Source organism: Nocardia sp. CNS-044, assembly GCF_059570515.1.
Genome location: NZ_JCANSX010000011.1, coordinates 333,266 through 349,590 on the forward strand (window position 1 = coordinate 333,266; position 16,325 = coordinate 349,590).

The 16,325-nt window shown below is 70.0% G+C and carries 16 protein-coding genes; 5 read left to right on the plus strand and 11 right to left on the minus strand.

What is annotated here, in order from left to right:
* Window positions 1-16: 16 nt before the first annotated feature.
* From T333_RS29725 to T333_RS29735, 3 genes are all read right to left on the minus strand, one after another.
* Window positions 17-1,030 (minus strand): MBL fold metallo-hydrolase, encoded by a 1,014-nt coding sequence (locus T333_RS29725; protein ID WP_496426569.1) that lies wholly within the window; start codon window positions 1,028-1,030, stop codon window positions 17-19.
* A 302-nt stretch (window positions 1,031-1,332) separates the two neighbouring features.
* On the minus strand, window positions 1,333-2,571 hold the full coding sequence (mshC, locus tag T333_RS29730; RefSeq protein WP_355001355.1) for a cysteine--1-D-myo-inosityl 2-amino-2-deoxy-alpha-D-glucopyranoside ligase: 1,239 nt from the start codon (window positions 2,569-2,571) through the stop codon (window positions 1,333-1,335).
* Between the two features lie 237 nt (window positions 2,572-2,808).
* Window positions 2,809-3,798: an aldo/keto reductase gene (locus tag T333_RS29735; RefSeq protein ID WP_496426570.1), complete on the minus strand. Its 990-nt coding sequence runs from the start codon at window positions 3,796-3,798 to the stop codon at window positions 2,809-2,811.
* Between the two features lie 100 nt (window positions 3,799-3,898).
* Here T333_RS29735 and T333_RS29740 point away from each other — a divergent pair, with 100 nt between their 5' ends.
* Window positions 3,899-4,765, plus strand: a complete 867-nt coding sequence (locus tag T333_RS29740; protein WP_496426571.1) for an LLM class flavin-dependent oxidoreductase — start codon at window positions 3,899-3,901, stop codon at window positions 4,763-4,765.
* A 24-nt stretch (window positions 4,766-4,789) separates the two neighbouring features.
* Here the strand turns inward: T333_RS29740 and T333_RS29745 are convergent, their stop codons facing one another.
* From T333_RS29745 to T333_RS29760, 4 genes are all read right to left on the minus strand, one after another.
* Window positions 4,790-5,599: an SCO1664 family protein gene (locus tag T333_RS29745; protein WP_355001358.1), complete on the minus strand. Its 810-nt coding sequence runs from the start codon at window positions 5,597-5,599 to the stop codon at window positions 4,790-4,792.
* 1 nt (window position 5,600) lies between these two features.
* Complete coding sequence (locus T333_RS29750) at window positions 5,601-6,185, minus strand: DUF3090 domain-containing protein (protein WP_355001359.1); 585 nt, start codon at window positions 6,183-6,185, stop codon at window positions 5,601-5,603.
* 89 nt (window positions 6,186-6,274) lie between these two features.
* On the minus strand, window positions 6,275-7,015 hold the full coding sequence (locus tag T333_RS29755; protein WP_355001360.1) for a histidine phosphatase family protein: 741 nt from the start codon (window positions 7,013-7,015) through the stop codon (window positions 6,275-6,277).
* Between the two features lie 85 nt (window positions 7,016-7,100).
* Window positions 7,101-8,033, minus strand: a complete 933-nt coding sequence (locus T333_RS29760; protein WP_496426641.1) for an undecaprenyl-diphosphate phosphatase — start codon at window positions 8,031-8,033, stop codon at window positions 7,101-7,103.
* 231 nt (window positions 8,034-8,264) lie between these two features.
* On the opposite strand from T333_RS29760, the gene T333_RS29765 reads away from it, so the two are divergent.
* The 4 genes from T333_RS29765 to T333_RS29780 all read left to right on the plus strand — a co-directional run bounded on the left by T333_RS29765 (window position 8,265) and on the right by T333_RS29780 (window position 12,731).
* Complete coding sequence (locus T333_RS29765; protein WP_496426572.1) at window positions 8,265-9,230, plus strand: aldo/keto reductase; 966 nt, start codon at window positions 8,265-8,267, stop codon at window positions 9,228-9,230.
* A 22-nt stretch (window positions 9,231-9,252) separates the two neighbouring features.
* A complete protein-coding gene (locus tag T333_RS29770; protein ID WP_496426573.1) occupies window positions 9,253-10,293 on the plus strand; it encodes a heme/hemin ABC transporter substrate-binding protein in 1,041 nt (346 codons plus the stop codon).
* A gap of 73 nt (window positions 10,294-10,366) precedes the next feature.
* Window positions 10,367-11,593 carry a FecCD family ABC transporter permease gene (locus tag T333_RS29775; protein ID WP_496426574.1) on the plus strand — a complete coding sequence of 409 codons (1,227 nt, stop codon included), beginning with the start codon at window positions 10,367-10,369 and terminating at the stop codon, window positions 11,591-11,593.
* A gap of 283 nt (window positions 11,594-11,876) precedes the next feature.
* Complete coding sequence (locus tag T333_RS29780) at window positions 11,877-12,731, plus strand: heme ABC transporter ATP-binding protein (protein WP_355001707.1); 855 nt, start codon at window positions 11,877-11,879, stop codon at window positions 12,729-12,731.
* Between the two features lie 81 nt (window positions 12,732-12,812).
* Here T333_RS29780 and T333_RS29785 read toward each other — a convergent pair whose 3' ends face one another.
* From T333_RS29785 to T333_RS29800, 4 genes are read right to left on the minus strand one after another with little or no spacing between them, the layout of a single operon-like run.
* Entirely contained in the window at window positions 12,813-13,181 is a 369-nt protein-coding gene (locus T333_RS29785) for a YrdB family protein (RefSeq protein WP_357247724.1), read from the minus strand.
* A 5-nt stretch (window positions 13,182-13,186) separates the two neighbouring features.
* Complete coding sequence (locus tag T333_RS29790; RefSeq protein WP_355001365.1) at window positions 13,187-15,280, minus strand: MMPL family transporter; 2,094 nt, start codon at window positions 15,278-15,280, stop codon at window positions 13,187-13,189.
* A gap of 15 nt (window positions 15,281-15,295) precedes the next feature.
* Window positions 15,296-15,832, minus strand: a complete 537-nt coding sequence (locus T333_RS29795) for a WKL family lipoprotein (RefSeq protein WP_496426575.1) — start codon at window positions 15,830-15,832, stop codon at window positions 15,296-15,298.
* Window positions 15,833-15,838: 6 nt separating this feature from the next.
* Entirely contained in the window at window positions 15,839-16,195 is a 357-nt protein-coding gene (locus tag T333_RS29800) for a hypothetical protein (RefSeq protein ID WP_496426576.1), read from the minus strand.
* Window positions 16,196-16,325: the final 130 nt, after the last annotated feature.

Genomic DNA, 16,325 nt, shown 5'->3' on the forward strand with positions numbered 1-16,325 from the left:
GGAACGCGGCCGCGGTTCAGAGTGTGAAGGTGAGGCGGTCGGGGCTGAGGTAGTCGGTGGGGTCGTGCATGGTGCGTAACTCTGGGCGTCGCCCGGAAGCCAAGCGGGCGAGTTCGGTGCGCAGCGGGGCGTCGTAGGTGGCGGCGCTGGCCGTCAGGCCCGGCAGCCAATTGTCGTGGTGGGACGGGACGAACAGCGCCGGGCCCAGCGCCTCGACGTACTTGCGGGGATCGCGCAGGCCGTTGGTGATCTGGTTGTAGCCCTGCACCGCGCCGATGTGCACGTCCGTGGACGGCAACCCCGCGAGCACGTCGAACACCTCGGGCGCCTTCTCGGTGAGCGGGCCCGCGGAATCGTGCCAAGTGAGCGTGAAACCGGGGACGCGGAATTGGTAGAGCAGCACACCGCCCTCTGGATCCAGTAAGCGCGGCAACGTCTGGCGCAGATCGGTGAGCGTCGGATGGTGGCGCAGGATCGGTCCCAGTTCCGGACGCGGAAAGAACCGCCGCGCCTCGTCGGCCGGATCCTGCGGGGTGCGAGCCGAATGCAAGTGCCGGACCGCGGTGACCGCGACCCCACCGACGGTGACCTCGTGGCGCTGCCCGATGGGCGTGTGGGCGTCACCGAGCGCCTCCGACGGAAACGTGGCCTCGGGCACCTGGGCGCGGATGGCGGCGCAGTGCTCGGCCGTGCCGTAGACCGTCGCGCCGCTGGCCTCGGCGATCGCGCCCGCGTCACCGGCGTGGTCGAAATGGCCGTGACCGATGAAGATCGCCGCCGGACGCAAGTCCGCCAACTCCTGCGTCGTCGCGGGCACATAGCCGGAACTGGTCACCCGGGGTACCCACGCGTCGAGCAGGAACACCGAACCGCCCAGCGCAAGCGCGTAAGTCGTGCAGCCGACCCATGACAGCACCACGCGATCGGCCGGTACCGCACCCGTCTCGGGATCGGCCGCCGCACCGAAGAACCGCCGCCGCGCCGCCGTCGTCCGCGCGTCCCCCGCCTCGCCCACCGGTTCCAATCGCATCGGCCGCCCCCACGCCCCGCGGAACCCAGCGATCAGCGAACCAGGATGCAGATTGCACATCCGTGCACCAGATCACGGAAACCCGGCATCTGGCAACCCCTCAGGGTCCGTCCCGCCGCGTCCGGGAACGCGGCGGGCGTCGTGTGAGTCCATGATCGAAGCGGCGAGACCGGCTGTGACCCGGGGGTACTGGCGGGTGACCGGCCCGGGGCGAAGGTTATCGCCCACCGAATCCGTGGTGGTTTGCAGACGACCGGGCGGTGTAGCGGACGACCCGTGGCGGCACCGGCGGCGCGCAGCCCTTACAGCTCGACGCCGAGCAGCGCGTCGACGGCCGTGGCGACCAAGCCGGGCGCCGCGGTGTCGGGGCCGCCGTATTCGAGCGCCTGCGCGACCCAGTTGTCCACGGCGGCAAGGGCTTTGGGGGTGTCGAGGTCGTCGGCGAGGTGCTGGCGCAGGCGGGCCACCGTGTCCTCGGCGACGGGGCCGGAAGCCAGGGCGGTGGCGCTGCGCCAGCGGGCCAGGCGCGCCTGGGCGTCGGTGAGGACCTCGTCGGTCCACATGCGGTCCTGGCGGTAGTGTCCGGCGAGCAGGCCGAGGCGGATGGCGGCCGGGTCGACACCGGAGTTGCGCAGCTTGGAGACCAGCACCAGGTTGCCCTTGGACTTCGACATCTTCTCGCCGTCCAGGCCGATCAGCCCGGCGTGCACGTAGTGGCGGGCGAAACGGCGGCCCGCGATCAGGGATTCGGCGTGCGCGGCGGAGTACTCGTGGTGCGGGTAGATCAGGTCACTGCCGCCGCCCTGGATGTCGAACTCCGGGCCGAGGCGGTTGAGCGCGATCGCCGAACACTCGATGTGCCAGCCAGGCCGGCCCGCACCGAACGGGGCGGGCCAGGACGGCTCGTCGGGACGGGCCGCGCGCCACAGCAGCGCGTCGATGGTGTCGCGCTTGCCGGGGCGGTCCGGATCGCCGCCGCGTTCGGCGAACAGCCGCTCCATGGTCGCGCGGTCGTAGCCGGACTCGTAGCCGAACTGTTCGTTGGCATCGGCGCGGAAGTAGATGTCGGGGTACTCCGCGTCCTCGACGACGTACGCCGCACCCGAGGCGAGCAATTTCTGGACGAACTCGACGACCTCGTCCACCGACTCGATGGCGCCCACGTACTCGCGCGGCGGCACGATCCGCAGCGCCCGCATGTCCGAGCGGAACAGGTCGATCTCGCGGGTGCCGAGATCGCGCCAGTCCAGGCCGTCGCGGGCGGCGCGCTCGAACAGCGGGTCGTCGACGTCGGTGACGTTCTGCACGTAGTGCACGTCGTGGCCCGCGTCGCGCCACAGCCGGTTGACCAGGTCGAAGGTCAGGTAGGTCGCGGCGTGTCCGAGGTGGGTGGCGTCGTAGGGGGTGATCCCGCAGACGTACATGGTGGCGGTGGCGCCGGGGGTGACCGGCCGCACCCGCGCGTCGGCGGTGTCGTACAACCGCAACGGTGGCCCTGCTCCGGGGACGGTCGGTAGGGCGGTATCGGACCAGGACTGCATGATTCGAGGGTAAAGGTGTGGCCGAGTTCATCGCCGCTCGCCCCGGCCGCGCGGGCACCCCGAGCGCCACACGACCCTATCGGGACCAGCCAAAACGAGACCGCTACCAGAAGTCAATGGTTTCGCTCTCGCGGAAAAGAACATCCGACGAATCATGCGGGCTCCGGTTCACGCCCAAACCTGCAGACGACTTCGCCGCATCAGAGCCTCGCGCAGTTGGCGAGAAACCGCGGCGACCTATACGAACGCTCTGCCGCGCCCATCCACTCGCGTCGCCGCGGAGCCGAAGACGAACGGATGCGGTTCGGACTCGGCGAGGAAGTCGCCGGGGAACCCGCGCTCGAACGGCGCCGCGGCCTCCAACCGGCGCACCGCGTCCTCGGGCAGGGTCAGCTGGGCGGCGGCCAGATTCTCGCTGAGTTGCTCGACGCTGCTCGCCCCGACCAGCGGCAACACGGCGGGCGACTTGTGCCGGGTCCAGGCCAGCGCCACCTGCGCGGGTCGCGCCCCGAGCTCGGCGGCGACCTCGGCGACCGCGTCGGCGGCGGCACGCTCGCGGTCGGTGAACGCGGCCGGGTCGACCCGTCTGCCGGTCGAGCCCGTCAGTATCCCTGCGGCCAGCGGCCGCCACGCGGTGACGCTCATCCCGAACGCCTCCGCCATCGGCAGCAGTTCGCGCTCGATATCGCGCTGGAGCAGGTTGTAGGGCACCTGGAGCCCCGCGAACGGCGTGCGATCCCGCCACTGCGCCAGAGTGTTGGCGCGCGCGACCACCCAGGCGGGCGCGTCCGAGATTCCGAGGTAGCGCACCTTGCCCGCGGTCACCGCGTCGTCGAGGGCGCGCACGGTCTCCTCCAGCGGGGTGTGCCGGTCCCACACGTGCACCCAGAAGATGTCGACGTAGTCGGTCCGCAACCGCCGCAGGCTGCGCTCCAGCGAGAGCATCAGGTTCTTGCGGTGGTTGCCCGCGCCGTTCACGTCGTCGGGGTCGCGGCTGAGGGTGTATTTGGTGCCGAGCACGAATCGGTCGCGTCGTTTGTCGAGAATCTCGCCGAGAATCTCCTCGCTGTCGCCGTAGGCGGAGGCCGTGTCGAGTGCGTTGCCACCCGCGTCGGCGAAGGCGTCGACGATGTCCCGCGCCTGTTGTGTTTCGTCGAAAAGCATTGTGCCTAGGACGATTTCGGAGATTCGTAGGCCGGTGTTGCCGAACAGTCGGTAGCGAAGCATGGGACGAGTCTCACGCGGTAGGCGCGCGGTAGGGAGGCCCTGGCAGGGTCACCCTCGCGAACCGCCGAACCTGTCGGTGCCGACCGCTACCGTGGCCGGGGTGACGGTACTCGGCGCTATCGCACTTCCCCAGCTCCCGCCCGAACGGCTGCCCGAGGTCGCCGTGGCCGCCGAACAGAGCGGCTTGGCCGAATTGTGGCTGTGGGAGGACTGTTTCTGGGCCGCGGGTAGCGCGTGCGCGGCCACCGTGCTCGCCCACACCGAACGACTGCGCGTCGGGATCGGGGTGCTGCCGGTGCCGCTGCGCAACGTGGCGCTCACCGCGATGGAGATCGCGGCGCTGCTGCGAATGCACCCTGGTCGGTTGATCCCCGGCATCGGGCACGGCGTGCAGGACTGGATGGGGAAGGTCGGCGCCCGCGTCGACTCCCCGCTGACCCTGCTGCGCGAACAGCTCACCGCGCTGCGCGCCCTGCTGGACGGGCAAACGGTCGACGCCGCGGGCGCCTACGTCCGCCTGGATCGAGTCGCGCTGGACTGGCCGCCGCGCACGCCCCCGCCGCTCGCCGCGGGCGCGAGCGGACCGCGAACGCTGCGGCTGTCCGGCGAACTGGCCGACGCCACTGTCCTCACCAGCGCCACCACGCCGGAGGGCATCCGCGCCGCCCGCGAACTCATCGACGAAGGACGTGCGAAAGCCGGACGCACCGACCCGCACCGCGTGATCGTCTACCTACTCGCCGCCACCGGACCCGACGCGGCCGAACGCCTCGCCGCCACCCGTCGACGCACCGGTCTGCCCGACAGCGTCGGAGTCGTCGGCGACGCTCAGGCCATCGCCGACGCGGTTCACCGATGGTCCGCGGCAGGCGCCGACACCGTCGTCCTAGAACCCACCCCCGACGAGCCGGACCCGCTCGCCTTCATCCGTTTCGCGGGCGAACGGGTGCGCCCGCTGGTGGAGTGAACGCCGCCGCGCCGGAAGCCGACCTCAGAACGCCGGCCAGGGAATCGGCCGCGACGTCCGCGGCACCGGCATCACCGGCTGATCCAGCAACTCCTTCGTCCGGCCCGCGAGCGCGTCGATCTCCGCGTCGGTGATGTGCGCGGCGAGCGCGTCGGCGAGTTCGCCGGGCAGGGCGGCCGCGAAGGCGGTGATGTCGGCGACCAGGTCGTCGCCGATCGGCCGACCGGCCCAACCCCACAGCACCGTGCGCAACTTGTGCTCACTGTGCAGGCAGATGCCGTGGTCGACGCCGTACACCTGACCGTCGACGCCTTCCAACGCGTGTCCGCCCTTGCGGTCGGCGTTGTTGAGCAGCACGTCGAGCACCGCCATGCGCCGCAGACGCGGGTCGTCGGCGTGAATGAGGGACACCTCGTTGCCCTCCCCGTCCAGCGCGCGCAACACCTCGCAGAAACCGGCGGGCACCGCGCCCGGCGGGCACAGGTCGACCAGATCGAGGCGATTGCCGCGCTCGGTGTGGTTGTCGACCGCGTCCACCCAGCGCTGCACCATGCCGGGACCGTACGGACCCTCACGCAGGATCGTCTCCGGGATCACGCCCCAGCCGAGAGCGTCGGAGATCAGATACGACGCCACCTCGCGCCCGGCGAGGGTGCCATCCGGGAAATCCCACAGCGGCCGCTCCCCGCGCACCGGCTTGTACACCACGCGCAGCGGATGACCATCGACATCCGAGTCGACCACATCGCAGACCAGCGTCACGTTGCTCGCGGTGCGTATCCGCCCGATCACATTCAGCTCACCGCTGGCGAACCTTTCGTCGACCCGCGCCACATCACTCCTCTAGCTCGGCCGCGCCGAAGATGTCCCCGCGCTTGTAGCCGTTGGTTCGCACACACATGTGCCCGCGCGAGGAGAGCGGCTCCCCGCACAGCGGGCACGGCGGCCGGCCCGCCGCGATCACCCGCGCCGAACGCAGCGCGAACTCGCGGGCCTGGATCGGTGTCAGGAACACCCGGACGGCGTCGGGGCCCTCCTCGGTGTCGTCGAGCACCACCGACTCGTCCACCTCGGTCTCGGTGATGGCGAGCAACTCCACCACGACGGCGCCCGCGTCGGCGTCCCAGCCCAGACCCATGGTGCCGACCCGGAATTCGGCGTCGATCGGCGTCACGAGCGGATCGGTGTCGGCCACGTCGTCGGCCTGCGGCGGCACCTGGGCGCCGAAACGGCGCGCCACCTCGTCCAGCAACAGTCCCATACGGTCGGCGAGCACCTTCACCTGCTGCTTCTCCAGCAGTACGCTCACCACGCGCGGCTGCTGCACCGCTTGCAGGTAGAAGGCGCGATCGCCCGGCTCACCGACGGTCCCGGCGACGAAACGATCGGGGGTGCGAAATACATGGATTGCTCGTGCCATCTGCACCTCCTGATGCGTGACCCTGATCGACTACCCGCGGCGCCCGGACTCCCGCAACACCGTCTACTCGTTTACAAGGAATCTCAAAGCTACGCATTCCCATTATCCGCACTAGCAGTACCGCCTAGCTCGCCGCCGGGAACCGGTCCGGACGTATCGGGGCGATCGTTGTCCGCGTCGCTGTCTCGCGGTCGCGGTCTGATCGCCTCCAACGCGCTCAGGTCCGAACCGGTGTCGTTGAGCCGCCACACGTAGGGGGCGTGCGGGGTGTAGCGGACGACGCTGATCGACGCCGGTTCCACCACGATCCGCTGAAAGCCGTCCAGGTGGATGCCCAGCGCGTCGGCGAGCACGGACTTGATCACGTCACCGTGCGTGCACGCCACCCACAGCACATCCTGGCCGTGCCGCTCGGCGAAGACGCGATCGTGCTCGCGGATCGCGGCGACCGCGCGGTGCTGCACCTGGGCGAGTCCTTCGCCGCCGGGGAACACCGCGCCGGAGGCATGCCGCTGCACGACCTTCCACAGCGGTTCGGTGAGCAGCTCGGCGATCGGCCTGCCGGTCCACTCGCCGTAGTCGACCTCGATGAGCTGGTCGTCGTACTCCGGTTCCAGCCCGAGCTTGTCGGCGAGCGGGCCGACCGTGCGCTGGCAGCGCAGCAGCGGTGAGTGCACGATGTGCTGGATCGGCAGCCCGCCCAGTCGTTCGGCGACCGCGCGGGCCTGATCGGCGCCGTGTTCGGTGAGGTCGACTCCGGCGCTGCGGCCGGCGAGAGTGCGGGCGGTGTTCGAGGTCGACACGCCGTGCCGCAGCAGGATCACCGTCATGCGGCCAGCCTAGTGGGCACAGCCGGACGGGGTCCGTCCGAAAACCCGCGCGTGGCCGCAGCGAAGGCGGCTGTACGCCCGAGGATCATGTCGCCGACACCACCCCGCCCGCGAGCAGACCCATGATCACCAGGCCGAGCACGATGCGGTAGCCGACGAACCAGTTGAACGAGTGCTTCGACACGAACTTCAGCAGCCACGCCACCGAGGCGTAACCGACGACGAACGACAAGAGCGTGGCGACCAGCAGCTGCGGGCCCGAGGCGTTGAGTCCCTCACCCGCGGGGGCGAACGCGTCGGGCAGGCTGAACAGGCCGGACGCGGTCACGGCGGGAATGGCGAGCAGGAAGGAGAACCGCACGGCGGCCTCGCGCTCGAGCCCGAGGAACAGGCCCGCCGAGGAGGTGGCGCCGGAGCGAGACACACCGGGGATCAGCGCCAAGCACTGGGCGAAACCCATCACCAGTCCGTCACGGGTGGTGAGCTGTTCGATCGGTCGCCGCTTGGCGCCGTAGTACTCGGCGGCGGCGATCACCAGTGCGAAGGCGATCAGCATGAACGACACCAGCCAGAGGTTGCGCGCGCCGGTGCGGATCTCGTCTTTCAGCACGTAGCCGATGACCCCGATCGGGATGGTGGCGATGATCACATACCAGCCGATGCGGTAGTCGAGTTCGCGCTGCCGATCTTCGGCCAGACCATAGGGAACGCCGTCTCCGGTGATGACCGGGAGTTTCGTGGTGACCTGGTCGGTGATCGGCACCGTCTCCCTGGACTTGGCGCTGACCTTCTCGGCCATGGTGGTGAACCAGGCGACGACGATGCGCCAGATGTCCTTGGCGAAATACACCAGCACGGCCGCTTCGGTGCCCAGCTGGGTGACCGCGGTGAACGAGGCGCCCGCGTCCTCGCCGAAGAACACCGAGGAAACGATGCGCAAGTGCGCCGAGGAGGAAACCGGCAGGAATTCCGTCAGACCCTGCACCAGTCCGAGTACCAGCGCCTGTATCCAGGTCATCGACTCGCCCACGCAACCTCCTCTTCCGTTGCCCGAAACCGCCGTTCCGACTGGGCAATTGGTCCAGCGACGACACCGTTCGCCGGAAAAGCGGCGCCGCAATACCGCAGCGACAGTACATGTCGCCCGGTGAAGCGGTGATTCCGGCCGCTGCCCGGCGCCGCGCGGCGGCCACCGCGAGCGGCCCCCAGCATTTACGCTTGGCGCCGTGATGAAAGCGCGGATCCGGTGATGGAACAGCGGACGGTCGGACGCAGCGGCCTACGGGTGTCCCGGATAGGACTGGCGACCCACACCTGGGGCCTGCAGACGGACGCCGACGACGCGGCGGGGCAGCTGGTGGCCTTCGCCGAAGCGGGCGGCACCCTGGTCGACACCTCCCCCGCGTACGCGGGCGGCGCGGCGCAGCGGATCCTGGCCGATCTACTCGGCGACCTGGTCTCGCGCGACGAGCTGGTGCTGAGCGGTTGCGCGGGCGTGCTGCCGCGCACCGAACCGGCCCAGACCGCCGTGCCGGGTCCGGCGCCGCGCACCGAGATCGACGCGTCGCGGCGCGGACTGCTGCGCCAGCTCGACCGCACCCTGCTCGAACTGGGCACCGATTACCTCGACATCTGGCATGTCGCCGCCTGGGATCCCGGCACCCCGCTCGACGAGATCGCGGCCACCCTCGACCACGCGGTGCGCTCCGGCAAGGTCCGCTACGCGGGCGTGCGCGGGTTCAATCCGTGGCAGCTGGCCAGTCTGGCCGCCATCGCGCCGATCTCCGTCGCGCACACGCCCTATTCGCTGCTCGCGCGCCGTGCCGAAAACGAATTCGTCCCCGCCGCGCAGCATCACGGCGTCGGCGTGATCGCGTCCGCGCCGCTGGCAGGCGGCATCCTGACCGGCAAATACCGCGACGGCGTTCCCGCGGACTCGCGCGGCGCGGACGAAGCGACCGCCGCCGAGATCCGCCACCGCCTCGACGAACGCGCGACCCGGGTGGTCGACGCGCTGGTCACCGCCGCCGACGGGCTCGGCACCTCGCCGCTCGCGGTCGCGCTGGCCTGGATCCGGGACCGGCCGGGCATCGCCAGCATGATCGTCGGCGCCCGCGACATCGGACAGCTCACCGGCGTGATGGCCGCCGAGACCCTCGAATTGCCACGCGCGATCGCGGCCGCACTGGACGACGTCAGCGCGCGCACGGAATGACGCGGACATTAGGCTTGCCTTCATGAGGCTCGTCGACCGTGCTCGTCCCGGAGTGGTTCGCTCCCTCCTCGCCGCCCTCGCTTTGACACTGATCGCCGGAACCGCGGCATGCGGCAACGACAGCGAAGCGACCGGTTCCGGACAGCGCGGGCCGAGCACCGCCACGGTGGGCAATCTGGATCCGGTGCCGATCGGTCCCGCCCCCACACCGGTGCTGCCGGTGACGGTGCGCTCCTTCGACGGCACGGAGGTGACGGTCACCTCGGCCGACCGCATCATCGCCGCCGACCGCTACGGCACCCTCGCCCAGACCGTCTGGGCGCTCGGCCTCGGACCCAACCTCATCGGGCGCAGCACCTCGGCGGCGTTTCCCGCGGTGCTGGACCTGCCGAACGTGACCGGCGGCAGCGGCTCGCTGAACGTGGAATCCATTCTGGCGCTGCGGCCCACCGTGTTTCTCACCGACACCACCAGCGCCGCGCCCGCGGTGCGCGAGCAGCTGCGCGCGGCCGGGGTGACCGTCGTCTACTTCGATCCGCAGCGAACCATGGACGGTGTGGCGCCGCAGATCGAGGCCGTCGCCGCCGCACTCGGCGTCCCCGAGCGCGGTCGGGAGCTCGCCGAGCGCACCCGCGACGAGATCGCCGCCGCCTCCGCCGCGGTCCCCGCCAAGGACAAGCCGTTGCGCATCGCGTTCCTGTACTTGCGCAGCACCGCCATCACCATGATGGCCGGGCCGGGTTCCGGTGCCGACTCGCTGATCACCGCCATCGGCGGCGAGGACGCGGGCACCGTCGCCCAACTCACCGAACCGTTCACCGCCATCACCAGCGAAGCGATGATCGGCGCCGCGCCCGACGTCCTGCTCGTCATGACCGACGGGCTGAACTCAGTCGGCGGAGTGGACGGCCTGCTGAAGGTGCCCGGCATCGCGCAGACACCGGCCGGGAAGAACAAGCGCGTGGTCGACATGTCCGACGCGGTGCTGCTCAGCTTCGGACCGAATACCGGGCGCGTGGTCGCGGCGCTCAACGAGGCCGTCTACGGCTCCGCGCCCGCATGAGCGAACGCAGTGAGCGAATCATGTGCCAGCGCGCATCGCGCATGCCGGAGCCGAGCGCCAGCGAGGCGCAGGCATGAGCGACCCGGCTCGCACATCTTCGGGAACTTCGGCCAACGGGGTCGGCCCCGCGCAGGAGAACGGCGCGGGCGGGCTCGACGGAGGTCCACAGCGGCCGGAGATCACGACCGGCGCGAGCTCGGCACCGGTCGAACCACCCGCGAACACCGCCGACGCTCATGGCACACCGATCACTACGGGCACGCGTTCGATCTCCCGGATCACCGTCGCCTTCGCGGTCGCGATCGCGGCGCTGGTGGTGCTGGCACTCGCCTCGGCCGCCATCGGACAGGTGCCGACCTCGCCCGCCGAAGTCGCGGGCAGTGTCTTGCACCGGATCGGTCTGGATTGGGGCCCGTTGCCCGCCCATCCGTCCGGTGACGTGACGCTGTGGGAGGTGCGTTTCCCGCGCGTCGTGCTGGCCATGCTGGTCGGGGCCGCGCTGGCGACAGCGGGTGCGTTGTTGCAGGGCGTGTTCGCCAATCCGCTGGCCGAGCCGGGCGTCATCGGCGTCTCGGCGGGCGCCGCGGTCGGCGCGGGCACCGTGATCGTGGTGGGCGGGGCGTTCGTCGCCGCGTGGTCGGTGGCCGCCGCGGCGTTCGTCGCCGGGCTGTTCACCACGCTGCTGGTGTATCTGCTCGCGCGATCCAACGGCCGCACCGAAGTGGTGACCCTCGTGCTCACCGGCGTCGCCATCAACGCCTTCGCCGGTGGTCTGATCGCGTTCCTGCTGTTCGTCGCCTCACCCGCGGCCCGCGATCAGATCGTGTTCTGGCAGCTGGGCAGTCTCAACGGCGCGAACTGGGACTCGGTGGCGGTCGTCGCGCCGCTCGCCGCGCTCGGTGTGTTCGCGGCGATCGTGGTGGCGCCGCGCCTGGATCTGCTCGCGCTCGGTGAGTCCGCGGCTCGCCACCTCGGCGTCGACGTGGAACGGCTGCGGCGCAATGTGATCGTCATCGTGGCGGTGCTCGCCACCGCGGGCGTCGCGTTCACCGGGATCATCTTGTTCGTCGGCCTGATCGTCCCGCACCTGGTACGCATGATCGTCGGCCCCGGCCATCGCGTGCTGATTCCGCTCAGCGCCATCGTCGGCGCGGTGGTGCTGCTCGCCGCCGACGTCGCCGCCCGATCCCTCGTCGACAACGCCGACCTGCCCCTCGGCATGCTCACCTCCCTCATCGGCGGGCCGTTCTTCTTCTGGCTGCTTCGCCGCACCCGTGCCCGCGCGGGAGGCTGGGGATGAGCGCGGCCCGCACGCACCAGTGTCTCGATCATGCAGTCGATGCAATGCCGCACACCTCGCCAATCCAGGGGGGTCGTCGACCGCGTCCAGCAGTCGTTGCCCAGGAGCGACGGGTCGTCGCCCGGCACGCCGAATCATCTCGCGTGTCGCTCGGTCACACCGCGCGTACGCCCGGTGACGCGCTCGACCCGATGACGGAGGCCGCCGGTCAGTGCGGTGCTGCCGCACGCGGACGCACAAGGAACTCGCAGTACCAAGGCCGGGCGGTGACCACGTGAGCGGAATGCGGCAAGGGCTTGGCGCGATGCTCGGACGGACGCACGAGGAGCCGGTGCGGCCCGAGCGCGGCGCGGTGACCTTGCGAGCGCGCGGGCTGAGCGTGGACCGGCGAGGCGGAGCGAGCGGGCACGCGCGCCGAGTGCTCGAAGCCGTCGATTTCGAGGTCGCCGCTGGCGAGGTCGTCGCGCTGGTGGGACCGAACGGTGCCGGAAAGTCCACGCTGCTGGCCGCGTTGGCCGGTGAACTCACACCGAGCGAGGGCAGCGTCGAACTGGACGGTCGAGCCCTCGACCACTGGACTCCGCTGGACATGGCGCGCAGACGCGCGGTACTGCCGCAGAGCCACACCGTGGGCTTCCCGTTCACCGCGCGCGAGGTCGTCGCCATGGGGCGCGCGCCATGGGTGCGCACCGCACGCGGCGAACGCGACGACGAATTCATCGCCGCCGCGATGACATCGGCCGACGTCGGTCATCTGGCCGCGCGCTCGTTCCCGACGCTGTCCGGTGGCGAACGCGCGCGCGTCGCGCTGGCCCGCGTGCTGGCCCAGGACACCGCCACCTTGCTGCTCGACGAACCCACCGCCGCACTGGATCTCGGCCACCAGGAAGCGGTCCTGCGTTTGGCGGCCGAGCGGGCGACGGCGGGCGCGGCGGTCGTCGTCGTCCTGCACGACCTCGGCATCGCCGCCGCCTACGCCGACCGCGTCGCCGTGTTGGAGTCCGGCCGCATCGCCGCGGACGGCCCGCCGCGCGAGGTTCTCACCACCGAATTGCTGAGCCGCGTCTACCAGCATCCGGTGGAAGTCCTCGACCATCCGGTCACGGGCGCCCAACTGGTCCTGCCGGTCCGTCGCTGACCGCTCGCTCTCGCCGGCCTCCGTCAGACGACGGCCGATGCTGGCGTGCGGCCACGAAGTTGTGCCGGGTGTCGTCCGCCCCTACTCCCCGACCCGCACCTGCAATCCATCCTGCGTGACGAGCCTGACGGTCGCGTTCACACCCCACAGCACGAAGAACCCGATCCCGAGCACCGGCGTCACCGCGACGGCCCAGGCCACCGCTCCCCCGCCGAACCAGATCACCTCCAGCGCCACCCGCCACCACCCGGTGAGCGGGAACCGGGCGTTGGCCGCCGCGCCGAACAACGCCCACATGAGCACGAACAGCGCGGGCGCGAGCACACCGGCGGTCAACCGGGGCACCAGTCCGCCGGACAGCGTGAAACCCCAGAACGCCGCGCCCGCGATCACGCCCAGTTCCAGCAGGAACATCAGGAACAGATTCGCCCCGATCAACCCCCGTCGCATGCCCCTCATCTCCAGATCAGTTTCAGTACCGCGGGCGTGAGCAGCATCCGGATGACGGTCGCGTCGATGATCAACGCCGCGATCATGCCGTAGGCGATGTATTTCATCAGCACCAGATCGGAGAAGCCGAACGCGCCGGTCACCACGATGAGAATCGCGGCGGCCGAGGTGATCACGCCGCCGGTGTGGGCGATGCCGTAGCGGATAGCCTCCGGTGCGTCGGCTCCGGCCTCGCGCGCCTCGGCGACCCTGGACAGCAAGAAGACCTCGTAGTCGGTCGACAACCCGAACACCACCGTCACGATCAACGCCAGCACCGCGAACATCAACGGCCCCGGCGTGAACTGGAAGACCTCCGACCCGTGTCCTTCCACGAAGATCCAGGTGAGGATGCCCAGCGTCGAGACAAGGCTCAGCCCGCTCATCGCGACGGCCTTGAGCGCGAGCACCATCGAACGAAACGCCAGGTAGATGACCAGGAGCGCGGTGCAGATCAGGATCGCCAACAGCGTGGGCAAACCCTCGAGCAATCCGTTGATGCTGTCGCGTTCCAACGCGGGCACCCCGGCCACCATCACCTCGACACCCGGCGGTTCGGGTATGGCGCGCAGCGCGGCGATCACGGCGTCGGCCTCGCGTTTGTCGGTCAGCCCGGCGTTGAGGACGTTGACGCCGTCCTTGGTCGGCGCGGCCGGTTCGAAGCGCCCGGTCAGCCCGGGCACCTGGTTGGCTTCGTGGCGAATGTCGCCGAGCTGTTGCGAATTCGCCCCGACCACCACGAGTTTCAACGGTTCGGTGCGGAAGCTGGGAAACAGCCGGTCGAAGTCTTCTTGGGCGACGCGGGCCGGATTGTCCTCGGCCAGATAGCGTTCGCTGATCCCGCCGAACTCGATGTTGCGCAGCGGGATGCTCAGCGCCAGCAGTGCGAGCACGATCGGCACCGCCACTGCCCACGGCCGCCGCATGGCGAACAGCGCGAGCCGGGAGAAGAATCCGGCGTCGATCTGGGCCTCGGTCTTGGTGCGGGAGAAGCGCTTCCAGCCGAGGAAGTCGATGCGCCGACCGACGATGCTCAACGCGGCGGGCAGCGCCGTCACCGAGAGCAGCGCGGCGAGCAGCACCGAGCTGATGCCGCCGTAGGGCACCGAGCGCAGCACGCCGTTGGGGAAGATGAACAGCGCGGCGAGGCTGATCGCGATGATCGCCGCCGAGAACAGCACCGTGCGTCCCGCGGTGGCCACGGTGCGAGCGGTCGCCTCCTCCACGCTGCGCCCTGCGGCGAGTTCCTCACGGAAGCGGGTGACGGTGAACAGACCGTAGTCGATGGCGAGGCCGAGGCTGACCAGCGTCATCACCGCGTTGGCGAAGACGTTGACCTCGATGTGGTCGGTGAGCACGCGCAACATGCCCTGCGTGCCCATGATCGTCATCCCGCCGATGATCACCGGCAGCACCGCGCCGATCACGCCGCCGAACACGAAGTACAGCATGATCGCCACGATCGGCAGCGCTATCAGCTCCGCGCGCTGGATGTCGTTCTGCATCCCGGTGTTGATGCCCTCGACGATCGGCTGCAACCCGGCCAGTTGCACCGTGGTTCCGCCGGGGCCGCCGCCCGCGTCGCCCGCGCCGAGCGAGTCCTTGATCGCGAGATAGTTCTCGACGGTCGCGGTGCCCTCGCCGCGCAGCCCGACGCTGGCGAAGGCGTGTTTCTTCGTCGGGTCGCTGGCGCTGGCCGTGAACGGGCTGTCCCAATAGCTGTCGATCTTCAGTATCCGGTCCGGATAGCGTTCGAGCAGGCCGCGCAGCTGGGCGGTGACCGCGGCGCGCACCTCCGGTGAGTCGACGGTGCTGCCCTCGGGGACGGTGTAGACCAGGATCAGGTCGCTGTCGGTGTCACGGCCGAAGGTCGCGTCGGCGAGTTCGGAAGCGGCCACCGATTCGCTGCTCTCGTCGAACCACCCCTCCTGGCTGAGCCGGTCGATCAGGTCGCGGCCGTACCAGCCCGACAGCAGGACGGCCAGCGCGAACCCCGCGAGCACGAGATAGCGGTAGCGGTGGACGAACCGGCCCCACCCCAGGAAACCCGAATGCAGCATCGATGGGCCGAGCCGCTACCCGCACGCCGGGGTGCGGTAGTCGGCCGAGCGCAGGATGCCGCACAGGTCGGTGCGCGAGATCTTCCAGCGCCCGTCGAGATAGACGAAGTGCACCACCGTGGTGCGCACGGCGGTGCCGGTGCCGTCCTTGTCCAGGCGCATGGTGGCGGTCAGGGTGCCGTCGCGGTTGTCGAAGACGGGATCGGTGACGCCGTAGATGGCGCGCGGGTTGTCCTGCAGCGCCCGGTACATGTCCGGGATCGCGTCGCGGAAGGCGTCGCCGTCCTCGATCAGCGCGGTGCGCTCGGTGTCGGGCAGCGCAGGGTCGAGTGCCCGCTTGATCTGAGCGTCGAGTTCGGCGGCGGTCGGTATCGGCCGGTTGGCGATCGCGCTGGAGGTGGCGGCGGAGGAGGAGGACAGTTCGGCGATGGCCTTGGAGCGGGCCGCCTCGACCGAGGCCTCGTCCGGGCCCGAATCGCACGCGGCGACCGCGGCGAAAGCGACACCGGCGGCCAAGGTCAGCGCGATACGGGAGATTCGTGTGGAGTGCATCACTACCTACATACCATCGATGACGGAACTGATCCGTCCCAGCAGAGCGCGCACGGTCGTGACGTCCCGATCGGCGGCCGCCTCGACCGGGGCGGCGTCGGGGATCATGTCGCGCACCAGCGCGACCACACTGCGTTCGTCGTCCAGATCGACGTCGGTGACTCGTACTTCGGCGACCGCGACCACATCTTCCGGGCCGGGCACGTCGTTGCCCAGATCGGCGCGGTAGATCTCGAGCGTCAGGATCGAGCGCACCGTGCGGAACGCGTACGGCCTGCCGTCGGCGCTGGTGCCGAACCCGTGAGCAAACGGACCAACGGTTATGTCATCGATGGCAAATCCCGATGCATGGTCGGCTTTCAACCGGATCTCCCTGAGTCGGACACTGTTTGATTACACCGTAACCCCCATCACGGGTAATTCGGTGCTGCCGCCACCCCGGTCGGCGGTGGTGTTGCGCCATCATGGTCAGATGGTGACGTCGCGTTGATTC

Coding starts and splice junctions, on each gene's coding strand:
- T333_RS29750 (WP_355001359.1), bottom strand. CDS start 6,185: ATGGCACGAGCAATCCATGTATTTCGCACCCCCGATCGTTTCGTCGCC.
- T333_RS29780 (WP_355001707.1), top strand. CDS start 11,877: ATGCGGCAAGGGCTTGGCGCGATGCTCGGACGGACGCACGAGGAGCCG.
- T333_RS29795 (WP_496426575.1), bottom strand. CDS start 15,832: ATGCACTCCACACGAATCTCCCGTATCGCGCTGACCTTGGCCGCCGGT.
- T333_RS29755 (WP_355001360.1), bottom strand. CDS start 7,015: ATGACGGTGATCCTGCTGCGGCACGGCGTGTCGACCTCGAACACCGCC.
- T333_RS29735 (WP_496426570.1), bottom strand. CDS start 3,798: ATGCTTCGCTACCGACTGTTCGGCAACACCGGCCTACGAATCTCCGAA.
- T333_RS29725 (WP_496426569.1), bottom strand. CDS start 1,030: ATGCGATTGGAACCGGTGGGCGAGGCGGGGGACGCGCGGACGACGGCG.
- T333_RS29790 (WP_355001365.1), bottom strand. CDS start 15,280: ATGCTGCATTCGGGTTTCCTGGGGTGGGGCCGGTTCGTCCACCGCTAC.
- T333_RS29765 (WP_496426572.1), top strand. CDS start 8,265: ATGGAACAGCGGACGGTCGGACGCAGCGGCCTACGGGTGTCCCGGATA.
- mshC (WP_355001355.1), bottom strand. CDS start 2,571: ATGCAGTCCTGGTCCGATACCGCCCTACCGACCGTCCCCGGAGCAGGG.
- T333_RS29760 (WP_496426641.1), bottom strand. CDS start 8,033: ATGACCTGGATACAGGCGCTGGTACTCGGACTGGTGCAGGGTCTGACG.
- T333_RS29775 (WP_496426574.1), top strand. CDS start 10,367: ATGAGCGACCCGGCTCGCACATCTTCGGGAACTTCGGCCAACGGGGTC.
- T333_RS29770 (WP_496426573.1), top strand. CDS start 9,253: ATGAGGCTCGTCGACCGTGCTCGTCCCGGAGTGGTTCGCTCCCTCCTC.
- T333_RS29785 (WP_357247724.1), bottom strand. CDS start 13,181: ATGCGACGGGGGTTGATCGGGGCGAATCTGTTCCTGATGTTCCTGCTG.